Here is a 19,323-nt window from a genome sequence, read left to right as displayed (position 1 = left end):
GGGACCGGTGACGCCATGGAAAAGGACGATACCGTAGTGCATAGCCCTGGCCTGATGGGCGGGATTTCCATCCTGATGAAAAGCCTGTTCGGGCTGCTCGTCTCGCGCGTCGAACTGGCCGCGCTCGAGCTGTCCGAAGTGCGCAACCACGTCATCGAGCTGCTGGCCTGCTTCGGCATCGCCATCCTGGCGGTCTGGTTCGCCATCGCCTACGGCACCATGACCATCGTGGCGCTGGCCTGGGAAGACATGGGATGGAAGATCCTCCTGATCATGTTCGTCGTGTTCCTCATCATCGCCGCCGTGCTGGTGGCGAAGGGGCTGGCGCTGCTGAAGCAGGACAAGCTCGGCTTCCCGGCCACGATGAAGGAACTCAAGAACGACCGCGACATGCTGCTCTAAGCGGCGACACGAAGGAGGGGAAACATGCACAATGAAGATGGCACGACCGGTTTGGCCGGACACAAGCACAGTGTGGATCCTGTGATCCGCAAGCAGGAGCTCCTGCGCGAAGGCGAGTACTTCCGCCAGAGCGTGGCGCAGGCCAAGGCGGAAATCCGCTACGGCGCGCGCCCGGATGTGATCCTGCACGGGGCGCTCGACCATGCCACCCTGGCCCTGCGCACGCGCGCGGATGCGCTGCTCAGGCCAACCGGCATCAGCGTCGCGACGCTGGCGCCTTACGGGATGACGGCGTTTAATTTCATCCGCCAGCGCCGTCTCGGCAAGCAGGCAGGCGTCGCCGCCATCCTGCTGGGTGTGGTCGGGTGGTATGTACACAAGCGCCGCTCGCAGCAAACGGCGGTTTGAAACGAGGCAGCATCGTAGTCAACAGCAAGTAAGCGCAGCCTGAAGAATATGGTGGGGCTTGAGCGGCGTCGCAATCTCTGATTCGGCGCCGTTTTTTTTCGCCTGTTGCGGGCAGTTACCGCGAACGTTGGCGTGTTCGCTCAACCGTAGGGTGGACGGCTCTACCCCGGAGGGAGCGTGACCCGCTGCAGGTGCGCCGTCCGCGCGTTCAACTCTCGTTCGCGCAGAGAGAACGCCTTCTCGGCCAAACGTAGTTCCCAGCTATTCCAAGGGGAGTTGAACGCGCGTACGGCGTTCCAGGCGCGTGAATGCACGCCGTCGGGCGCAGCCGTACACCCTACGGCAAACTATCAGCCGACGGACATGCCAATACTTTGCGAATTCAAGGCGTCTGCCCGTCCACCTGCGCCTTGGCCTGCGCCATATCGCGCTGGTAATTCGCACGCGCTTCCTGTTCGCAGCTTTTGCGCTCGGCGCTCGGCCCCTTCTTGCAGGCATTGCGCGCTTCCTGCAGCGCGGCGCCGGCTTCCTTCTGCAGGGTGCGCAGCCGGGCCTGGCGGGTGGTGTCTTCGCGGTACCAGCGCGCCGGATCGCCCTGGGCGATTTCCTTCGCCTGCTGGCGGGCCGCGACCGGATCGACCAGGGCGTCGCTGCTGGTCTGGGTCTGGGTCTGGGCGTGGGCGGACAGGACGGCGCCGAGCAGGCAGGCGCAGGCGCCGCGCAACAGGGTGCGATGGTGGGGCATGGTGTTCTCCCATGTGGCCGGGCCGCGGCCCGGCAGGACAAGGTGAAGCCGGCCAGCCGCGGGCACACGGCCGGCGGGCAATGGCCGGATACCCGGCAGGCGCGGGGCCGACCGGGCATCCGGACCAGGAAGGAAGAGGAAGCGGCCCGTCAGCCGCTCCTGGCCCGATCAATAGCGGTAGACGCGGCCGTCGACGATGCGCACGCGGTTGCCCACGCGCAGGTCGTAGACGCTGTCCTGGTTCACGGTGCGGTACTCGCCGTTATCCATGCGCACATTGATCTGGTACACCTCGGCGCCGCCGCCGGCAGCGCGGTTGCGCTCGACGCTGTTGCCGATCGCCGCGCCCGCCACGCCGCCTGCCACGGTGGCCGCGGTACGGCCGCTGCCGCTGCCGACCTGGTTGCCGGCCAGCGCACCGACCACGCCGCCGAGGATGGCGCCGGCGCCGCTGGTGCGGTTCTCGCCCTGGACAACCTGGATCGACTCGATCGTGCCATAGCCCATCGACACGTTGTTGTAGCCGCTGTTGTAGCCGTTGTTATACGGCTGGGACGAGGTGCTTGCGCAACCGGTGAGGAGGGCAGTGGTTGCCAGCACGGCAGCAGCGAGGGTTCGGGATGCTTTCATGTTGTTCTCCTGATAAGAGTATGGCTCCACTGTAGACAGGCACGGGCTTGGGGTCTGTGCGTTTCCTAACCGTCCTAGCTTCACGTTATTTCGACGGGATATTTGAGCGACTCCATACGGAATTGTTGTGCAAATGCTCATGTGTTCGGCACCGAACAGAAAGCCGGGGGAACTGGGCGTAAAACGTCATTAGCGTGTTGACAAATGGAGAACAAAAAATGAGAACCAGCCATGCTTTCCTGCTGATCGGCGCCGCGCTCGCCTGGGCAGGTTCGGCGCGCGCCCAGGCCGTGCCCGACGCCAAGACGGCGTACGAACAGGCCCGCGCCACGGCCGAAGCCAACTACAAGGCGGCCAAGGCGCGCTGCGACCTGATCGCCGGCAATCCGCACGACCTCTGCATCGCCGAAGCCAAGGCGGCGCGCGTGCGGGTCGAGGAAGAGGCCGAGGCCGCCTACAAGAACACCCTGTCGGCCTATACCCAGGCCCGCATGCGCATCGCCTCCGCCAACTTCGACCGCGACAAGGTGCGCTGCGCCGCCGTGACCGGCAATGACCGCGACGTCTGCCTGGAGCAGGCCAAGGCCACCCTGGTCGCGGCCCAGGCCGATGCCAAGGCCGACCGCAAGAGCATCGAGGCGCGCCTCGATGCGCGCGAGGACAAGCTGGCCGCCCAGTATCGCGTCGCGATCGAGAAATGCGATGCCTATGCCGGCGCCGTCAAGGACCAGTGCGTGAACGCGGCCAAGACCCAGTTCGGCAAATAAGCTTTCGTTTTTGGCGGGCCGGCGCGCCGGCACCGCCCCCACGCCCGCACGGGCTTGCTTTTGTAGTCTGACTATCTGTAGTGTTAACCAAGGAGCTATCATGAAAATCGCACAACGCCTCATCACCGCCACCTTCGCCGCCGCTGTCGCCATCACCGCCGTCGGTTGCGCTTCGCAGAACGAAACCTCGAAGACCGCCGGCGAATACGTCGACGACGCCGTCATCACCACCAAGGTGAAGGCAGCCTTCGCCGCCGACCCGACCGTCAAGGCGACCGAGATCAACGTCGAAACCTACAAGGGCGACGTGCAGCTGTCGGGCTTCGTCGCTGAAGCCGGCGACGCACAGAAGGCCGTGCAGATCGCACGCGGCGTCAAGGGCGTGACCTCGGTCAAGAACGACATCCGCGTGAAGTAATTCCGAAGCCGGGGCGGCCCGGCTCCTTGTCCGAGGCGCTCGATTTATGCAGCTTGTACCACCCGAACCGGCGCAACCTGCGCAAGCGTCCGACAATGCCGCCCCGGCGCCGGCGGCCCCCGACGGGCCGGGCGCCGCGGCCGAGCCCCTTCCTGCTTCACCCCCAGCCGGCGACGAGCTGACGCTGCATGCGGCCGGCTTGCGCCTGCCGGTCCACGTCAATGCACGTGGACTGTCGCTGGGCATCCTCGCCACCATTGCCTGCATCTTCGCGCTGCAATGGGCGCAGAAATTCTTCGTGCCGCTCCTGCTCGGCATCTTCATCGCCTACACCCTCAATCCCGTCGTGCGCTGGCTGGAACGCTGGCACGTGAAACGCGTCATCGGCGCGACTCTCGTGACCGCGCTGATCCTCGGCGCCATGGGCGGCACCTTCTACCGGCTGCAGGGCGAATTCTTCAACATCATCGACGAGCTGCCCGCGCTGACCCACAAGGTCACCAAGATCCTGACCAGCAGCAGCGGCGAGCGCTCCACCATCCAGCAGGTGCAGCAGGCCGCGGCCGAGATCGAGCGCGCCGCCTCCAACGCCACCGGGGGCGGGGAGCGCAAGGCGATCCAGAAGCGCACCCAGAGCGTGCCGCCGGCGCCCGCCGCCGGCTCGAACATCCGCGTGATGGACTGGGTGCTGGCCGGCTCCGTGGGGCTGGCGACCTTCCTCTCGCAGGCGACCATGGTGGTGTTCCTGGTGTTCTTCCTGCTGCTCGCTGGCGACACCTTCAAGCGCAAGCTGGTCAAGCTCACCGGCCCCTCGCTCACCCGCAAGAAGGTGACGGTGCACATCCTGGACGACATGAACAATGCGATCCAGGCCTATATGTTCATGCTGCTGGTGACCAATGTGCTGCTCGCCCTGCTCACCTGGGCGGCGCTGCGCGCCATCGGCCTGGAGAACGCGGGCGCCTGGGCGGCCTTCGCCGGCGTGGCCCACGTGGTGCCGTATTTCGGGCCGCTCCTGATCACCATCGCGACCGGAGCGGTGGCTTTTTTCCAGTTCGAATCGCTGCGCATGGTGATCCTCGTGGCGGGCTCTTCGCTCGGGATCGCGACCCTGGTCGGCATGGTGGTGACCACCTGGATGACGGGCAAGATCGCCAAGATGAATCCGGCGGCCGTGTTCGTGAGCCTGCTGTTCTGGGGCTGGCTGTGGGGGATGTGGGGCTTGCTGCTCGGGGTGCCGGTGGTCGTGGTGCTGAAAGTGGTGGCCGAGCGTGTCGAAGGGATGGAAGTGCTGGCGGAGTTGTTGGGTGAGTGACCCAGTCCGGGGGACTGGATCACGGTGTTCGGCTCTGCCGAACGCGCGTTCAAATACACTGTGAACTAATGCTCATCGTCCATTTTAACGCTGGTTGAACGCGCGGACGGCGGAGCCGTCCACCCTACAAATTAAACTGCACGTCCGCCTTTCCAGGTACCCGTCTGCGCAGGCGGTTCCTCTTTCTTCTTGTCCCCCGTCTCTTCCGCCGGCTTGTGCTTCAGGCTGCCCAGCTTGAGGGCATACTGGCGCGCGAACTCGGCGCCGAGGAAGAAGATCTGGGCCGAGTAATACACCCACAGCAGCAGGGCGATCAGGGAGCCGGCCGCGCCGAAGCTGTCCGCGGCGCCGCTGTTGCCGATGTAGAGGCCGATGCCGAATTTACCCAGCGTGAACAGTGCCGCCGTGCCGAGCGCGCCGATGGTGACGTCGTGCCACGACAGGTGGATGCGCGGCAGCAGCTTGTAGATGGTCCCGAACAGGATGGCGATCACGAGGAAACTGATGCCTGAGGCAACCCAGCCCATCACGACGGCTGCTTCCTTCCACATGCCCCCGATAAAATTCTCGACCACGGCCAGGGCCGCGCTGACGACCAGCGACACCATCAGGAGAAAGCCCAGCACCAGGATCAGGCCGAAGGAGAGCAAGCGGGTGCGCACCACGTCCCAGAAGCCCCCGTTCTTGGGCTGGGGCACGTCCCAGATCTCGTCGAGGCTGTCCTTCAGCTCGGAAAACACGGTGGTGGCGCCGACCAGCAGCAGCACGCCGGCCACGATAGTGGCGAACATCCCGTCTTCCTTGTTGCGCGCGCCGGCCAGGATGGCCTGGATCGTCTCGGCGCCCTGTTTGCCGACCAGGCCGCGCAATTCGTTGAGCAGTTGACCCTGTGCGGCTTCGGCTCCATAGAAGAAACCGGCGATCGCGATCACCAGCACCAGGATCGGCGCCAGCGAGAACAGGGTGTAGAAGGCGAGCGCGGCGCCCTTGCTGGAGGCGCGGTGCTCGAGCCATTCCGTGACGGCGCAACGCATGACGCGCACCAGCTCGCGCGAATACGGTAGCCAGTTTTTGACAGCCATGTCCTATCCTCCAAATAAAAAGGGGGCCGAAGCCCCCGGGACGTGCGTCGACGCTGCCGCGGTCCAGCCTGGCCCTGGAGGGCGCGGCTGGCCGTGGCATGCCGGCTGAATTACTGCACGCGTTTTTCGACGGTGATCTGCTCGACTTCGACGCGGCGGTTCGGTTCCAGGCAGGCGATCAGCGCAGCGCGGTTCTTCTCGTTGCACTGCACCAGCGGGTTGGCTTCGCCCTTGCCGTAAGCCTTCAGGCGGTTGCCGTCGACGCCCTTGCTGATCAGGTAGTCACGCACGGAGTTGGCGCGGCGCTCCGACAGCTTCAGGTTGTACTTTTCCGAACCCAGGCGGTCGGTGTAGCCGGTGATGTCGACGTCGGTGATGCTGGTGTCGGCCTGCAGTGCCGAAGCGATCTCGTCCAGCTTCGGCGACGGCATGATCAGGTCGGCCTTGTCGAACTCGAACAGCTTGGTGGCTTCCAGGGTCACTTTCTCGAAGCGTGCCGGCGGCGGAGCGACCGGAGCCGGTGCGGGCGCCGGAGCCGGGGCTTCGACGACCGGAGCCGGTGCCGGCGCCGGAGCGGCGGCCACTGGCGGCGGGTTGAACGCGTAGTTCAGGCCGACGGTCAGGTATTTGTTGTTGCTGCGCTTGAAGCCGAAGTCTTCGTCGTGGCGCAGGAAGCCGCGCACGCTGCGCAGGTCGGCCTGCAGCGACCATTGCGGGGTCAGGCTGGCCTGGAAGCCGATGCCGACGGTGCCGTACGGCGAGTTGTGGCCGACGCGGCGCAGCGGGTTCTCGACCTTGTCACGCTCGACGCCCAGGCCGAACAGGACGAAGGGACGGAAACGCTCGCGCGACAGCATCAGCAGGGCGTCCACGCCCAGCAGGGTCTGGCGATAGTTGTTGGCGCCCTCTTCGAAGCGCACCTGGCTGCCGCCAAACTGGACGTCCCAGTACTGGTTGATGGCCTTACCGAACTTGAGGCCGCCGCCGGTGTCGCGATCATTCACGCCGAAGTCGGCGTCCGGCTTGGCGTGCACGACGCTCGGCTGGATATACCACGACGGGTTGATTGCTGGGGCTTCTTGGGCGAGGGCGGTGCCGGCCGAGCAGAGGATGGCGACTGCCAGGGCGATCTTCTTCGTATTATTCACAGGTTACTCCCATAAGGTGAAGGGTTGTTGACATCGCATGCCTTGACACAGATGTTGGATAAACAATAACAGTCCAAGTTCCGTGCTCTCGGTGCGGTACCGCACCCAAGGCATATTTGCTGTGCAAATTTACAACAGTGGCAAAAAAGCTACAGAAGCGTTGTGCGCAGCATCATAGTGCATTTTGGAAATTTGTGACGGTTGCATGACAAATCGTGTGTAAGCAGATGTTTCAAAAGATTAAGTAAATGCCTACAGGAATTTTGTTGAATGTTGGATGGCGCACAGACCAAGGGGTCTGACGCAGGCAATCTTGAGCCCAGTTAAGCGGAACCGAGGTGTTGTCAGGGTGTCGAACAGGCACACAGCGACCCGGACCACACAAGTCTCACTCTATAAAACGGAGCTCACCACATGCATGCAACGACCCATCACAACGCGGTGCAAGGCGATCTTGGCGCAGTGCACACTTCCAGCAACTCCGCGCTGATCGAACGCGTCCCGCCGCAACCGACCGAACGCGCGCCGATTTCCCTGGCGCCCATCGAGCGTGTCCGCTCGACGTCGGCCACGCAACGCCGGATCGAAAACATGCAGAAACTCATCAACGAACTGTCGACCCACGAGATGCTGGCCGACGAGATCGCCTGGTTCCTGAAGTTCTCGCCGTCGGGCGCCCGCAAGTACATCCGCGACCTGCGCGAAGCCGGCGTCATCGAACTGGCCCGCTACATCGAGGGCACCGCCACCTACCTGGGCAAGGCCGTCTACCAGATCTGCCCGGACCAGGAGCGCGTGAAGGCCTTCCTGGCCGCCATCTGCCAGCCCAAGCGCGAAGGCGCCGCCCCGCGCAAGGAGCGTCCGGGCCTGCGCGAGCAGAACATGGCCGGCAGCGGCCGCCACTTCCACATCCTGGCGGACGACACCCACTACGCCATCCGCGTCAACCGCAGCCCGGTCACCCGCGATCCGCTGGTCGCCGCGCTGTTCGGCCCGGCTCCGAGCCAGACCGCCAAGCAGGGTGCCTGACAGGCACGCCCCGGCCAGCCGCGCCTGAGACCCGCGGCTGCCGGCCAGACGATCGCTGTCGTCCTTCATGCCGCGCCTTGTGCGCGGCTTTGTTTTTTTCAGTTCAACAATTATTTGGCGCGGCCGCGTTGAAATCCCGTCAAGCATCCCTACCTGCCTCCCAATGCGGCCCCGGCCGCCCACGAGGAAAGGAAGCCAGATGCCATCGACCACGACATTACCGACCGCCGAATCGCTCCAGGGCAAGCCCGTTCCCAGCGTCACGTTCAAGGCGCGCCTGGAGGACCAGTGGCGCGACCTGAGGTCCGACGAGCTGTTCAAGGGCAAGACCGTGGTCGTGTTCTCGCTGCCCGGCGCCTTCACGCCGACCTGTTCCTCGACCCACCTGCCGCGTTATAACGAGCTGGCGCCGGTGATGCGCCAGAACGGTGTCGACGACATCCTGTGCATCTCGGTGAACGACGCCTTCGTCATGAACCAGTGGGCGGCAGGACAGGGCGCCTCCAACATCACCGTCGTCCCCGACGGCAATGGCGACTTCACGGAGGGCATGGGCATGCTGGTCGACAAGCGCGACCTCGGCTTCGGGCGGCGCTCCTGGCGCTATTCGATGTTGGTGAACGACGGCGTGATCGACAAAATCTTCATCGAGCCGGACAAGGAAGGCGACCCGTTCGAGGTCTCCGACGCCGATACGATGCTGAGACATATCAACCCGAATGCGAAGATTCCCGAGCCGGTCGTCATGTTCTCGCGCCCCGGCTGCCCGCATTGTGCGCGCGCCAAGGCCGCGCTGCGCGAGAATGGCATCGTGTTCACCGATATCTCGGAAGACCAGAAGATCACGACCAGCGTGCTGCGCGGCATTAGCGGCGAGCTGACCTGGCCGCAGGTGTTTGTGGGCGGCAAGCGCATCGGCGGGGCCGACGAGACTGTCGCCTGGGTGGCGGAACGGGAGCGTTGATGGAAGGGATCGTCGTCGGCCTGATCGGGGCCGGACTGCTGGCGGCCTGGTTGCTGCCGAAGTGGCGCCTGCGCCGTGCGCTCGCGCGTCCGCTGTCGCGCGAGCAGCTCGCCATCCTCGAGCGCAATGTTGTGCAGTACGCGGGCATGGACGGGGGCGAGCGCCAGCGGCTGCAGCGCCTGGTCCAGCAGTTCTTGCACGAGAAGAATTTCGTCGGCTGCGCCGGGCTCGAGATCACCGACGAGATGCGCGTGACCATCGCGGCCCAGGCCTGCCTGCTGGTGCTGGGACGCGCCGGCGGTGGCGTGCCGGCGAACGTCTACCCGAGCCTGCATGCCGTGCTGGTCTACCCGGGCGCCTTCCTGGTGCCGCGCCGCGAGATCGACGCGGCCGGCGTCGTCACCGAGCAGCGCCAGGACCTGCTGGGCGAATCCTGGGGCGACGGCCGCGTGATCCTGTCCTGGGACCATGTGCGGCGCGGCGCGCAGCATGCGTGGAGCGAAGATGCCCAGGCCCACCACAATGTGGTGCTGCACGAATTCGCCCACCAGCTCGACAGCGAGTCGGGCAGCACGAATGGCGCTCCTTACCTCGGCAGCACCGAGCGCTACCGCAGCTGGTCCGAGGTGTTGTCGCGCAATTTCGCGAACCTGAGGCGCGATGCCATGTGGGGCCAGCACGGCGTGCTCGACCATTACGGGGCGAGCAGCCCGGCCGAGTTCTTTGCGGTGGCCACCGAAAGCTTCTTCGAGCAGCCGCATGCCATGGCCGTGCGCCATCCCGACCTGTACGGGGAATTCCTCAAGTATTTCCGGGTCGACCCACGCGCCTGGCTGCCGGAGCCGGTCGTGGTGGAGGAATCCTTCGGCGAGCACGTGGTCTACGGCCAATGGCGCTGAAAGTTGCAGAGCTGGACTGCGTGCGCCTCCGTACAGAGTAGGGACGCTTGCCGGCGTATCGTTGAGCCAACCACGTTCCAGGAGGAATCGATATGTCCACGATTATTGCAGGGCGCTTCCAGCTTCAGGAGGACGTCGACCGCGCCCGCCGCGCACTTGCCGATGCGGGCTTCGACGCCGGCCGGATCAGCGGTTTTTACCTGACCCAGCCGGGCCAGCACGACCAGACCCCGATCGGCGGAGACCACCTCCAGTCGCCGGGCGCCAAGGAAACGCCGGAGGGCGTGGTGCAGGGCGTGGCGACGGGCGGTGCGGTCGGCGCCGCTATCGGCGCGGCCACCGCGCCCGTCACCGGACCGCTGGGCCCGGTCGTCGGCGGCCTGGTGGGCGGCCACGTCGGCTCGCTGTTCAGCTTTTCCAAGATGAAGGAACGCGGCGAGACGGAAGAGGGCAGCACCGAGAACCGCGTCCCGCCGCGCGAGGCGGGCATGCTGGTGGCGGTCGCTTTCGACGACGGCGATGGGCTGGCGGACAAGGCCGTCGACGTGCTGCGCCAGCTGGGCGCGCGTCACATCGAACGGGCCGAAGGCAATATTGTCGACGGGGACTGGGCGGATTTCGATCCCAGCAGCCGGCCTCAACTTATTTCCTGACCGATTTTTATAGGGTGGGCGGCGTTTCTTCCAGCGTTCATTTGGGTCGCCCGGTAGAGCCGCCCACCCTACGTTTTTGCCGCTGCCGAGGGCTTCGGCGCCAGCGCCTCGATCGCCTTCACCTGCTTGTGCACCTTCTCGAGCGCCATCAGCACCGGCACCGCCTGGCCGGTCGCGGCGGCGCCCGCCAGGCCGATCAGCCCCGCCACCAGCCCCGTGACTTCCCCGATGACGCCGATGCGGCGGATCTTCTCGGCCGCGTCGGCTGTCAGCTTGACCAGGTGCGCCTGCGGCTTGCCGAGCGCCTTGACGATGAAGGTGGCGGCGTCGGCGTAGAGGCCGTTGGCGCGCTGGCGCAGCAGGACTTCGTCTTCCAGCAAGGCGCGCGCCGTGGCCTGGACCTTGTCCGGCACCGGCTTGCCGCCATAGGAGCGGATTTCGCTCATCACGCGTTCGTGGATCTGGTCGGCGCAGGCCGAGAGCTGGTCGGCGAGTTCGACGATCTGGTCCGTGGTCGACAGGCCGCCCGGGACGGCGCCTTCCGCGGCCGGGGTCTCTTTGGCGGCGCTTGCCGGAGCCGGAACGGCGCCTTTGCGGGTCGAGGTGCTTGCCATGTGCTCTCCTGTCATTCGCCGGACAGCCCGTCGCGGATCGTGCGCAGGTCGCGGCCGTAGTTGGTCAGCAGGCGCCGCACTTCATCGCTGGACAGCTTGCCGAGGTTCTCGCGCATCTTCTGGTGCCCCAGCGCGACCTTGGTCAGGCCCTGCAGGGCCAGCTCGTAGCGGCGGTCGATGAGCTTGTATTCGGTGGCCTTGTTCATGTAGTGCACCTTGGCGAGCGTCACCAGCATGCGGTCCGAATTGCGGGTCGAAAACGGAATCTCGACATCGAAAATGCCGAGGATCGTCTTCTTCTCATTCTCGTTGGTCTTGTAGTAGAGCCGGGTGAGCTGGATCATGGCGTCCAGCAGGACCTGCACGTCGGCGTCGCCGTCGCGCACCATGGTCTCGACGCTGCGGTTCTGGTAGCCCGAGGCAATCACCCGCGTGAGCAGGCGCGTCATGCCGGTATAGGCCGTGATGTGGCGCTGTTGCAGGCCCGACTCGGTATTCGCCTTCAGGCCATTGCCCAGGTCGTCGATGCGGGCCGACAGGTCATAGCGGGTGTCGCCGGCCAGCAGGCTGAGCGTCTGCATGTAGAGCACCAGGGTTTTTTGGATGGCGACGAAATCCTCGAAGACGGCGCGGCGCTTGGCGTCGTTCTCCTTGGCCAGCTTGTCGGCCGCCGGCGACAGATAGGGCTGCTCGCGCTCGTAGGTGTCGCGGTAGCGGCGCGCCAGTTCGGCATAGCCGCCCAGGCGGGCGGAGGCATCGGCGAATTCCCGCACCTCCTGCAGGCTGACCTGGCCGGTATTCGTCGTGGCGCAGCCGGAGAGCAGCAGGGCGCCCGTGAGCATCAGGCGGGGGAACAGACGGGTGGCAAAATGTCGCAGCATGGGCTCCCTCCTGGCCGCGGTACGGCCCGAAAGGTCCCATTGTTTCAAACTCCGTGGAAGAAAGTTTTGCTGACGGTCAATGGCGGTGTCGCCACTATCACTCTTCGGAATCGGAACCGCCCAGGATCTCCTTGAGGCGCTGCCTGAGTTCCTCGGCCTTTTCCGGGCCGGGCGCGTGAGCGATCGCCAATGCGGCAGCCTGCCTGGCTTCGACCCTGCGATCCAATGCCTGGAGGATGCAAGCCTCTTCGAAGCGTGTCAGCCAACTGGTTGGCGCATGCAGGATCGAGGGCGCCAGGGTGCCGAGTGCGGCTTCCTTGTGGCCGAGCCGAAGCAGCTGATCGGCGAGAAAGTAGCGTGCAACGATCACGGGCGGCGAGCCTTCTGCATAGCCCTGCGCGATTTCAGTCTTCAATGCAGTTTCCAGCGCAGCGCATGCCTGTTCGTGTCGTCCGAGCGCATTCAGTACGCCGGCATACTGGCCATGGTACTGCGCCAGAGCAAAGTGTTGTGGGTCGGCCAGAGAAAGGGCCTCTTCATATAGCAGCCGGGCCTGCTCGTGCCGGCCGGCCTGCCACTGGTCGAACGCTTCTCTGGCAAGAATCGCCACCCTTGCTTGATCGGTCATTGGGGTCAAGCGACTTTGTTGCGGTCGAAATGCGGATTCTCGATCACGCCGAATACATTGCCGTCCGGATCGCGCACCGTGGCCACGCGGATGCCGCCGCCGACGTCCTCGACCGCCTGGTCCAGCCTGGCGCCCAGTTCGAGCAGGCGCGCCAGTTCGGCATCGGCGTCCGCCACGCCCCAGTAGGCGGTGGCGCCGTTGCTGCCGGGCTGTCCGTCCGGGATCAGGCCGAGTTCGAAGCCGCCGACTTCGAAGCCGACATAGAAGGCTTCGCTGAAATAGGGCGCCCGCTCGAGCACGCGCTCATACCAGGCGGAGGCCTCGGCCAGCTTGGTGACGGGGTAGATGACGGTACGCAAACCCTGGATCATCGCAGCTCCTCGCTAGGGGAAAGCATCGATGTTGCCTGAATGGCTAGTTACTGTCTATGCCTCGCGCATGGCTTCGTGCGCGTTCTTCCTCCAGCCAGGCGAAGGATTCGACCGTGGCGCCTTCGGGTACGTACTCGCAGCCGACCCGCCCCTGGTAGCCGAGCTCATCCAGCAGCCGGAACAGGTAGGGAAAGTTGATCTCGCCCGTGCCCGGCTGGTGGCGCCCCGGCACGTCGGCCAGCTGGATGTGGCGGATCAGGGGCAGGTACTGGCGGATCGTGCCGGCCAGCTCTCCCTCCATGCGCTGCATGTGGTAGATGTCGTATTGCAGGAAGAGGTTGTCGGCGCCGCATTCGGCGATGACGGCGGCGGCCTGGCCTGTCCCTGTGAGGAAGTAGCCGGGGATATCGCGGTCGTTGATCGGCTCGATCAGCAGTTCGAGCCCATGGGCGCGGCATTCCGCGGCGGCGTGGCGCAGGTTCTCGACATAGGTCGCATGGGCGCGCTCCACGCCGACCCGTGGCGGACGGCGGCCGGCCAGGCAGTGCAGGCGCGGCACGCCCAGCTCGAGCGCGTAGTCGATGGCGAGCTGCACGCCTTCGCGGAATTCGCCCGTGCGGCGCGGATCGCAGGCGATGCCGCGCTCGCCCGCGGCCCAGTCGCCGGCCGGCAGGTTGAACAGCGCGAGTTCAAGGTCGTAACGCTGCAGGCGGGCGGCGATCTGGCGCGGCTCGAAGGCGTAGGGGAAGAGGAACTCGACCGCATCGAAGCCGGCCTTGCGGGCGCAAGCGAAGCGGTCGAGGAAGTCGAGCTCGGTGAAGAGCAGGCTCAGGTTGGCGGCGAAGTTGGGCATGCTGGGCAGGATCGGTGGCGATCCTGCGATCGTAACCGATCCCGCATCGACTCACGCCGCATCCGTCTCCGCAGCCGCGGGCCTGGCGGCCGGCAGGGCGGCGTCGGCCAGGGACGACATCGGCGTGAACAGCCAGGCCAGCAGGGCGGCCGCCACCAGGAAGACGCCGGCGCCGGCGAACAGTGTCGCCAGGCTCATCAGGCTGGCGAGCGAGCCGGCCCCGGCTGCCGCCAGCGGCGCCAGGCCCATGAAGACGAACATGAAGATGCCCATCATGCGGCCCAGCATCGAAGGCGGCACGCGCTGCTGGAGCCAGGTGAACACGGCCACCTGGATAAAGCCGCCGAGCACGCCGATCGCAGCGATCAGGAGCATGCCCTGCCAGCTTTGCGTGACCAGGCCCATCGGGATCAGGAGCAGGCCCGACACGCCGTCCACGACCAGCAGGGTGATGCCGAGGTTGACGATGCGGCGCTTGCCCATGACGCCGGACAGCGCCATGCCGGCCAGGATGCCGGCGCCATGCGCGGCCATCAGGACGGCGAGTGCCGAGGCGCCGTGCAGGCGTTCGCTGGCCAGCAGGGGCAGGGCGACCTGCATCAGGCCGCCGACCACGCAGGCGCACAGGCCCCAGTAGAAGAAAGCGGTGCGCAGGGTGCGGTCGCGCCACACGGTGGCGAGACCGGCGCCGACCGAGCGGAATACGGATTCCTTCTTCGCTTCCCCGGCGGCGGGCCGGACCAGCGGCTTGACCTTGGCCAGGGTCCAGGCCGAGACGATGTAGCTGAGGGCGTCGATGGCAAAGGCCAGGCCCAGGCCGCGCGCATCGCCTTGCCCCTTGCTGCCGTCGCCGGCCAGCACGAACAGCAGGCCGGCCAGCAGCGGTCCGCCCAGCATGGTCAACTGGCGCATGCCCATCATCGCCGCGTTCGCGGCCGGCAGGTGCTGGGGCGCGACCGTGTGCGGCAGCATCGAGGTGCCGGCCGGGATGCTGAAGGCGGACGCCACGCTCATGCCGAAGCCCAGCGCGGCGACCAGGGGCAGGGTGGCGGCGTCCAGCAGCACGAGGGCGGCCAGGATGGCCAGCAGCACCGTGTTGGCGTGCTTGGTCAGCATCAGGACGCTTTTCGGCGAGTAGCGGTCGACCAGGGCGCCGCCGAACAGGATCAGGATGGCGCGCGGCACGCCCATCGCCGCTACCATCACGCCCAGGGCCAGCGGGTCCTTGGTGAGCTGCAGGACCAGCCAGGGCAGGGCGATCATGGTGAACTGGTCGCCCAGGGCGGAGATGACGCCGCCGCTCATCAGCCAGGTGAAATTGGGGTCGCGCCGCAGCGCCTGTTTCTCGCTCATGTTCTGTTGCCTGTTCGTTGGACGAATTACTGGCCGCCGGCGAGCTGGGCCAGCAGGGTCGAGGTCGACTCGACCTGCTCGCGCGAAGGCGCGCCCAGCAGCATGCGGCTGACGTTGTGCACCACCACGCTGGCGTTCGTGACCAGCTCGCTGCCCGTCGGGGTGATGATGGCGTAGCCGACGCGGGCGTCGCGCGGATCGCTCTGGCGCGCCACCAGGCCGATCTTTTCCAGCGGCAGCAGCGAGCGGGTCACGCCGGAAGCGGTGAGGCCGAGCTTCTCGGCCAGGTCGACCCGGCGCAGCTTGCCGCCCGGCGCGCGTTGCAGGCTCAGCAGTAACTGGTAGTCGGCGAAACTGATGCCGTGGTGGCCGCCGAGGGCGCTGTCCAGGCGCCGCGACAGGGCCGCCCAGGCGCGCGCCATGCGCAGGCAGAATTCGCTGGTCGGGCTGTCGAAGGGGGCTTGCTGGGTACTGCCGTTCATGTCGTTCATGTCGTTTACGTCGCTCATGGCGGTTCCTCCATACTTGAGAAATAGTTGATTACTCAAATATAGGATGAATATCGACCCTTGGTAAGTGCTTGAGTGCTCAAGTATCACTTTTGGGTGAAAAAAAGCCAGTGGCGGACAACGCGGTCCGACACTGGCTTTCCTGAAGCTAGCCCTGCGGCAGCTCAGTTGCCGCGCTTATCCCCGCGACGCGGTACGCGGGCCGCGGCCACCGCCGCCATTGCCGTTGCGGCTGCCGCCGTTGGCATTGGCGGGACGGCCACCACCACCGGCCGGGCGGCCGTTGCCGGCGCCGGCACTGCGCGGCTGGCCGTTGCCGCCACGGTTGCCGCCAGGACGGCCGCCGCCACGGTTGGCGTGGCCCGGCGCGCCGCTGCGCAGCTGGATCGGTTGCGCCTTGGCGTTCAGGTCCGGCTCGAAGCCCGGGATCACGTGACGCGGCAGGGTCTGCTTGATCAGGCGTTCGATGTCCTTGAGCATCTGGTGTTCGTCCACGCAGACCAGGGACACGGCTTCGCCGGTCGCGCCGGCGCGGCCGGTACGGCCGATGCGGTGCACATAGTCTTCCGGCACGTTCGGCAGGTCATAGTTGACCACGTGCGGCAGCTGGTCGATGTCGATGCCGCGCGCCGCGATGTCGGTTGCCACCAGCACCTGCAGGCTGCCGTCCTTGAACTCGGACAGGGCCTTGGTGCGTGCCGACTGGCTCTTGTTGCCGTGGATGGCCATCGCGCCGATGCCGTCCTTGCCGAGCTGTTCGACCAGCTTGTTGGCGCCGTGCTTGGTGCGGGTGAACACCAGCACCTGGTGCCAGTTGTTTTCCTTGATCAGGTGGGCCAGCATCGGGTGCTTCTTGTCGCGGTCGACCGGGTGGATCTTTTGCGCGATCACTTCCACGGTCGAGTTGCGGCGCGCCACTTCGATCGATTGCGGGTTGTTCAGCAGGCGGTCGGCCAGGGCCTTGATCTCGTCCGAGAAGGTGGCCGAGAACAGCAGGTTCTGGCGCTTCGGCGGCAGCAGGGCCAGGACCTTCTTGATGTCGTGGATGAAGCCCATGTCCAGCATGCGGTCGGCTTCGTCCAGGATCAGGATCTCGATCTTCGAGAGGTCCACGGTGCCCTGGCCCGCGTGGTCGAGCAGGCGGCCAGGCGTGGCGACCAGGATGTCGACGCCCTGCTTGAGCAGCTTGATCTGCGGGTTGATGCCGACGCCGCCGAAGATGACGGCCGAATTCAGGTTGGTGTACTTGCCGTACAGGCGCACGCTCTCCTCGACCTGGGCAGCCAGTTCGCGGGTCGGGGTCAGGACCAGGGCGCGAATGGCGCGCGGGGCGGTCTTGTTCTTGAGCTGGGCGCCGATCTTGTCGGTCGAGAGCAGCTGCAGGATCGGCAGGGTGAAGCCGGCGGTCTTGCCGGTGCCGGTCTGGGCGCCGGCCAGCAGGTCGCCGCCGTTCAGCACCATCGGGATCGCCTGGGCCTGGATCGGCGTCGGCGAGGTATAGCCTTGTTCAGTCACCGCGCGGACGATCGCGTCGGACAAACCGAGAGTAGAAAATGACATAGATTCTTTATAAAAAAGCGGGCCGTCGCCACGCGGCGGCAGTCCAGGAAAACCGGATTAGTCATTGCAGGCGGGACGCGATGGGTGTCGCGGGAACGCCGGACGCTGCCGCCCGCATCGAAGAATGCGGGCAGGCCAGCCGGGATTATAGAGGAGTTTGTTTCTCTATGGAAAGTTTCTGACCGGGACTTTCCAGCCGGTACGGCGGGCGCGGAATAGCACGCCCGTAAGCACGGTGGCTATTCTACGCGAAAACGCCGCATCGAACCTCAAGCGAACGGCGACAGCAGCGGCACCATGGCGCCGAACACCTTCGGGCCGGCGGCGATCACGTCGCCCTTGTGCAGGTATTCCGATTCGCCATTGAACTCGCCGACGATGCCGCCCGCCTCGGTGACGAGCAGGGCGCCCGCCGCGATGTCCCAGACCTTCAGGCCCTTCTCGAAGAAGCCGTCGATGCGGCCGGCGGCCACGTTGGCCAGTTCCAGCGCGGCCGAGCCGGCGCTGCGCACGCCGTGGCAGCGCGAGGCGACGACTTCGTACATGCGCAGGTATTCGGCCAGCGCGCGCGGGTCCGGACCGTGGCCGGCCGACAGCAGGGCCTTGCCGATGCGGTCGTGGTTGCGCACGCGGATGCGCTTGTCGTTCAGGTAGGCGCCGGCGCCCTTGGTGGCGGTGAACAGGTCGTTGCGGACCGGGTCGTAGACCAGGGCATTGGTGATCACGCCTTTCTGTTGCAGGGCGATCGAGATGCAGTAGTTGGGGTAGCCGTGCAGGAAGTTGGTGGTGCCGTCGATCGGGTCGATGATCCACACGAACTCGCTCTCGTCATTCAGGTTCTTCGACGCGCCGGTTTCTTCCGCCAGGATGGCGTGGTCCGGGTAGGCCTTCAGCAGGGTTTCCACGATGGCCGCTTCGGCCGCCTGGTCGACGTCGGTGACGAAATCGTTGTGATTTTTTTCAGAAATGGTGATGCGATCGAGATCGAAGGACGCGCGGTTGATGACGGTGGCGGCGCGGCGGGCGGCCTTGACGGCCGTGTTGAGCATTGGGTGCATGAGCTTTCCGTGGAAAAAACGCGAACGCCCACCACGCCTTCAATGCGCCGTGAACGGTCTGCTGAATAGAGAATGACAAAGAGCAAAGCGGTGCCGAACCCGTTAAAATCCCGGTCCTACACCTCCAGGAATTCAACCGCCCGCACCGCGCGATGGCGCTATTTTAAATGAACCAGACCGAAATCAACACATCTCTCTTCAAAAGGCTCCGTTTTGTGCTGGTCGAGACCAGCCGCGCCGGCAATGTCGGCTCGGTGGCGCGCGCCATGAAGACGATGGGATTTTCCGACCTGGTGCTGGTGGCGCCCCGCTGCGAGGATCCTTTGCACGATGCGGAGGCCGTCGCCTTCGCCAGCGGCGCCGGCGACGTGCTGGAACAAGCGCGCATCGTCGGCACCATCGGGGAAGCCCTGGACGGCTGCAATTTCGCAGCCGCCGTGTCGGCCCGCCTGCGCGAATTCTCGCCACCGGTATGGACGCCGCGCGCCTTCAGCACCCACGTGGCGGGGCAGGGAGAGTTGCGCCCGCCGCAGGGCGAGCTGTGGCCCGCCCTGCTTTTCGGCAACGAGCGGGTCGGCCTGCCGAACGAGATCGTCGAGGGCTGCAACGTCCTGATCAACATCCCGGCCAATCCAGATTACTCGTCACTGAACCTCTCTCAGGCCGCCCAGGTGCTGGCCTACGAGGCGCGCATGGCGGCCGCCGGCGACACGGTCGACGAGCGTGGCGTGGGCTTCCATGGCGACGCGGCCAGCGTGACCCAGATCGACGGCATGTACGCCCACCTCGAGGAAGCGCTGGTGGCGGTCGGCTTCCTGAATGCGAACAATCCGAAGAAGCTGATGCCGCGCCTGAAGCGCCTGTTCTCGCGAACCGGGCTCGAGACCGAAGAGGTCAACATCCTGCGCGGCATCGCCCGCGCCATCATCGAGCACGCCCCAAAGAAATAATGCAAGCAAAAAACCTGGGTGTCAGGTCTGACAAACGGACACAAGCTGGACTGTAATTGCGGTCAACGGTCGGGCTCGTGTCCAAA

The 19,323-nt window shown here is 65.7% G+C and carries 23 protein-coding genes; 10 read left to right on the top strand and 13 right to left on the bottom strand.

From position 1 onward, the window contains the following. The first annotated feature begins 15 nt into the window (after nt 1–15). Both NX780_RS20620 and NX780_RS20615 read left to right on the top strand, forming a co-directional pair. Complete coding sequence (locus NX780_RS20620; protein WP_258829758.1) at nt 16–402, top strand: phage holin family protein; 387 nt, start codon at nt 16–18, stop codon at nt 400–402. 24 nt (nt 403–426) lie between these two features. Beyond that, nucleotides 427–810, top strand: coding sequence for a hypothetical protein (locus NX780_RS20615; RefSeq protein ID WP_258829757.1), 384 nt, complete (start codon nt 427–429; stop codon nt 808–810). Between the two features lie 382 nt (nt 811–1,192). On the opposite strand, the gene NX780_RS20610 is transcribed toward NX780_RS20615, so the two are convergent. Next, nucleotides 1,193–1,555 (bottom strand): hypothetical protein, encoded by a 363-nt coding sequence (locus NX780_RS20610; protein WP_258829756.1) that lies wholly within the window; start codon nt 1,553–1,555, stop codon nt 1,193–1,195. Nucleotides 1,556–1,723: 168 nt separating this feature from the next. Continuing rightward, a complete protein-coding gene (locus NX780_RS20605) occupies nt 1,724–2,185 on the bottom strand; it encodes an outer membrane lipoprotein (RefSeq protein WP_258829755.1) in 462 nt (153 codons plus the stop codon). A 218-nt stretch (nt 2,186–2,403) separates the two neighbouring features. Between NX780_RS20605 and NX780_RS20600 the strand changes: the two genes are divergently transcribed. The 3 genes from NX780_RS20600 to NX780_RS20590 all read left to right on the top strand — a co-directional run bounded on the left by NX780_RS20600 (nt 2,404) and on the right by NX780_RS20590 (nt 4,685). Then, the gene (locus tag NX780_RS20600; protein WP_258829754.1) at nt 2,404–2,952 is read left to right on the top strand and encodes an HlyD family secretion protein; all 549 of its coding nucleotides are present in this window, start codon (nt 2,404–2,406) and stop codon (nt 2,950–2,952) included. 100 nt (nt 2,953–3,052) lie between these two features. Beyond that, complete coding sequence (locus NX780_RS20595) at nt 3,053–3,370, top strand: BON domain-containing protein (protein ID WP_258829753.1); 318 nt, start codon at nt 3,053–3,055, stop codon at nt 3,368–3,370. Between the two features lie 46 nt (nt 3,371–3,416). After that, nucleotides 3,417–4,685, top strand: coding sequence for an AI-2E family transporter (locus NX780_RS20590; protein WP_258829752.1), 1,269 nt, complete (start codon nt 3,417–3,419; stop codon nt 4,683–4,685). Between the two features lie 131 nt (nt 4,686–4,816). Here NX780_RS20590 and NX780_RS20585 read toward each other — a convergent pair whose 3' ends face one another. Next, entirely contained in the window at nt 4,817–5,767 is a 951-nt protein-coding gene (locus tag NX780_RS20585) for a YihY/virulence factor BrkB family protein (protein WP_258829751.1), read from the bottom strand. A gap of 110 nt (nt 5,768–5,877) precedes the next feature. Beyond that, complete coding sequence (locus NX780_RS20580) at nt 5,878–6,915, bottom strand: OmpA family protein (RefSeq protein WP_258829750.1); 1,038 nt, start codon at nt 6,913–6,915, stop codon at nt 5,878–5,880. Nucleotides 6,916–7,329: 414 nt separating this feature from the next. On the opposite strand from NX780_RS20580, the gene NX780_RS20575 reads away from it, so the two are divergent. The 4 genes from NX780_RS20575 to NX780_RS20560 all read left to right on the top strand — a co-directional run bounded on the left by NX780_RS20575 (nt 7,330) and on the right by NX780_RS20560 (nt 10,460). After that, a complete protein-coding gene (locus tag NX780_RS20575) occupies nt 7,330–7,944 on the top strand; it encodes a winged helix-turn-helix domain-containing protein (protein WP_258829749.1) in 615 nt (204 codons plus the stop codon). A gap of 199 nt (nt 7,945–8,143) precedes the next feature. Next, entirely contained in the window at nt 8,144–8,908 is a 765-nt protein-coding gene (locus NX780_RS20570; protein WP_258829748.1) for a glutathione peroxidase, read from the top strand. Then, entirely contained in the window at nt 8,908–9,807 is a 900-nt protein-coding gene (locus NX780_RS20565) for a M90 family metallopeptidase (RefSeq protein ID WP_258829747.1), read from the top strand. Before NX780_RS20570 ends, NX780_RS20565 begins: the two co-directional genes overlap by 1 nt. 92 nt (nt 9,808–9,899) lie before the next feature. After that, nucleotides 9,900–10,460 carry a hypothetical protein gene (locus NX780_RS20560; RefSeq protein WP_258829746.1) on the top strand — a complete coding sequence of 187 codons (561 nt, stop codon included), beginning with the start codon at nt 9,900–9,902 and terminating at the stop codon, nt 10,458–10,460. A gap of 68 nt (nt 10,461–10,528) precedes the next feature. Here the strand turns inward: NX780_RS20560 and NX780_RS20555 are convergent, their stop codons facing one another. From NX780_RS20555 to NX780_RS20515, 9 genes are all read right to left on the bottom strand, one after another. Beyond that, on the bottom strand, nt 10,529–11,074 hold the full coding sequence (locus NX780_RS20555; RefSeq protein WP_258829745.1) for a hypothetical protein: 546 nt from the start codon (nt 11,072–11,074) through the stop codon (nt 10,529–10,531). Nucleotides 11,075–11,085: 11 nt separating this feature from the next. Then, nucleotides 11,086–11,955 (bottom strand): hypothetical protein, encoded by an 870-nt coding sequence (locus NX780_RS20550; protein WP_258829744.1) that lies wholly within the window; start codon nt 11,953–11,955, stop codon nt 11,086–11,088. Between the two features lie 97 nt (nt 11,956–12,052). Then, nucleotides 12,053–12,583, bottom strand: a complete 531-nt coding sequence (locus tag NX780_RS20545) for a hypothetical protein (RefSeq protein WP_258829743.1) — start codon at nt 12,581–12,583, stop codon at nt 12,053–12,055. A gap of 5 nt (nt 12,584–12,588) precedes the next feature. After that, nucleotides 12,589–12,954, bottom strand: coding sequence for a VOC family protein (locus tag NX780_RS20540; RefSeq protein ID WP_258829742.1), 366 nt, complete (start codon nt 12,952–12,954; stop codon nt 12,589–12,591). 43 nt (nt 12,955–12,997) lie between these two features. Continuing rightward, a complete protein-coding gene (gene hyi / locus NX780_RS20535) occupies nt 12,998–13,807 on the bottom strand; it encodes a hydroxypyruvate isomerase (protein WP_258829741.1) in 810 nt (269 codons plus the stop codon). 51 nt (nt 13,808–13,858) lie between these two features. Beyond that, on the bottom strand, nt 13,859–15,160 hold the full coding sequence (locus NX780_RS20530; protein WP_258829740.1) for an MFS transporter: 1,302 nt from the start codon (nt 15,158–15,160) through the stop codon (nt 13,859–13,861). Nucleotides 15,161–15,186: 26 nt separating this feature from the next. Next, a complete protein-coding gene (locus NX780_RS20525) occupies nt 15,187–15,669 on the bottom strand; it encodes a MarR family winged helix-turn-helix transcriptional regulator (RefSeq protein ID WP_258829739.1) in 483 nt (160 codons plus the stop codon). Between the two features lie 177 nt (nt 15,670–15,846). Then, nucleotides 15,847–17,229 carry a DEAD/DEAH box helicase gene (locus NX780_RS20520; RefSeq protein WP_258829738.1) on the bottom strand — a complete coding sequence of 461 codons (1,383 nt, stop codon included), beginning with the start codon at nt 17,227–17,229 and terminating at the stop codon, nt 15,847–15,849. A gap of 269 nt (nt 17,230–17,498) precedes the next feature. After that, a complete protein-coding gene (locus NX780_RS20515; RefSeq protein WP_258829833.1) occupies nt 17,499–18,278 on the bottom strand; it encodes an inositol monophosphatase family protein in 780 nt (259 codons plus the stop codon). Between the two features lie 176 nt (nt 18,279–18,454). Here NX780_RS20515 and NX780_RS20510 point away from each other — a divergent pair, with 176 nt between their 5' ends. Beyond that, entirely contained in the window at nt 18,455–19,237 is a 783-nt protein-coding gene (locus NX780_RS20510) for an RNA methyltransferase (RefSeq protein ID WP_258829737.1), read from the top strand. Nucleotides 19,238–19,323: the final 86 nt, after the last annotated feature.

It is taken from the genome of Massilia agri (assembly GCF_024753255.1).
GTDB lineage: Bacteria > Pseudomonadota > Gammaproteobacteria > Burkholderiales > Burkholderiaceae_D > Telluria > Telluria agri.
This window is presented reverse-complemented; position numbering and strand designations above follow the sequence as displayed.

Bases quoted from the DNA above. Each gene is read 5' to 3' on its own strand.
- NX780_RS20510 (WP_258829737.1), top strand. From the start codon at position 18,455: ATGAACCAGACCGAAATCAACACATCTCTCTTCAAAAGGCTCCGTTTT.
- NX780_RS20540 (WP_258829742.1), bottom strand. From the start codon at position 12,954: ATGATCCAGGGTTTGCGTACCGTCATCTACCCCGTCACCAAGCTGGCC.
- NX780_RS20610 (WP_258829756.1), bottom strand. From the start codon at position 1,555: ATGCCCCACCATCGCACCCTGTTGCGCGGCGCCTGCGCCTGCCTGCTC.
- NX780_RS20590 (WP_258829752.1), top strand. From the start codon at position 3,417: ATGCAGCTTGTACCACCCGAACCGGCGCAACCTGCGCAAGCGTCCGAC.
- NX780_RS20585 (WP_258829751.1), bottom strand. From the start codon at position 5,767: ATGGCTGTCAAAAACTGGCTACCGTATTCGCGCGAGCTGGTGCGCGTC.
- NX780_RS20545 (WP_258829743.1), bottom strand. From the start codon at position 12,583: ATGACCGATCAAGCAAGGGTGGCGATTCTTGCCAGAGAAGCGTTCGAC.
- NX780_RS20530 (WP_258829740.1), bottom strand. From the start codon at position 15,160: ATGAGCGAGAAACAGGCGCTGCGGCGCGACCCCAATTTCACCTGGCTG.
- NX780_RS20595 (WP_258829753.1), top strand. From the start codon at position 3,053: ATGAAAATCGCACAACGCCTCATCACCGCCACCTTCGCCGCCGCTGTC.
- NX780_RS20520 (WP_258829738.1), bottom strand. From the start codon at position 17,229: ATGTCATTTTCTACTCTCGGTTTGTCCGACGCGATCGTCCGCGCGGTG.
- NX780_RS20570 (WP_258829748.1), top strand. From the start codon at position 8,144: ATGCCATCGACCACGACATTACCGACCGCCGAATCGCTCCAGGGCAAG.
- NX780_RS20555 (WP_258829745.1), bottom strand. From the start codon at position 11,074: ATGGCAAGCACCTCGACCCGCAAAGGCGCCGTTCCGGCTCCGGCAAGC.
- NX780_RS20515 (WP_258829833.1), bottom strand. From the start codon at position 18,278: ATGCTCAACACGGCCGTCAAGGCCGCCCGCCGCGCCGCCACCGTCATC.
- NX780_RS20525 (WP_258829739.1), bottom strand. From the start codon at position 15,669: ATGAGCGACGTAAACGACATGAACGACATGAACGGCAGTACCCAGCAA.
- NX780_RS20550 (WP_258829744.1), bottom strand. From the start codon at position 11,955: ATGCTGCGACATTTTGCCACCCGTCTGTTCCCCCGCCTGATGCTCACG.
- NX780_RS20620 (WP_258829758.1), top strand. From the start codon at position 16: ATGGAAAAGGACGATACCGTAGTGCATAGCCCTGGCCTGATGGGCGGG.
- NX780_RS20565 (WP_258829747.1), top strand. From the start codon at position 8,908: ATGGAAGGGATCGTCGTCGGCCTGATCGGGGCCGGACTGCTGGCGGCC.
- NX780_RS20605 (WP_258829755.1), bottom strand. From the start codon at position 2,185: ATGAAAGCATCCCGAACCCTCGCTGCTGCCGTGCTGGCAACCACTGCC.
- NX780_RS20600 (WP_258829754.1), top strand. From the start codon at position 2,404: ATGAGAACCAGCCATGCTTTCCTGCTGATCGGCGCCGCGCTCGCCTGG.
- hyi (WP_258829741.1), bottom strand. From the start codon at position 13,807: ATGCCCAACTTCGCCGCCAACCTGAGCCTGCTCTTCACCGAGCTCGAC.
- NX780_RS20560 (WP_258829746.1), top strand. From the start codon at position 9,900: ATGTCCACGATTATTGCAGGGCGCTTCCAGCTTCAGGAGGACGTCGAC.
- NX780_RS20615 (WP_258829757.1), top strand. From the start codon at position 427: ATGCACAATGAAGATGGCACGACCGGTTTGGCCGGACACAAGCACAGT.
- NX780_RS20575 (WP_258829749.1), top strand. From the start codon at position 7,330: ATGCATGCAACGACCCATCACAACGCGGTGCAAGGCGATCTTGGCGCA.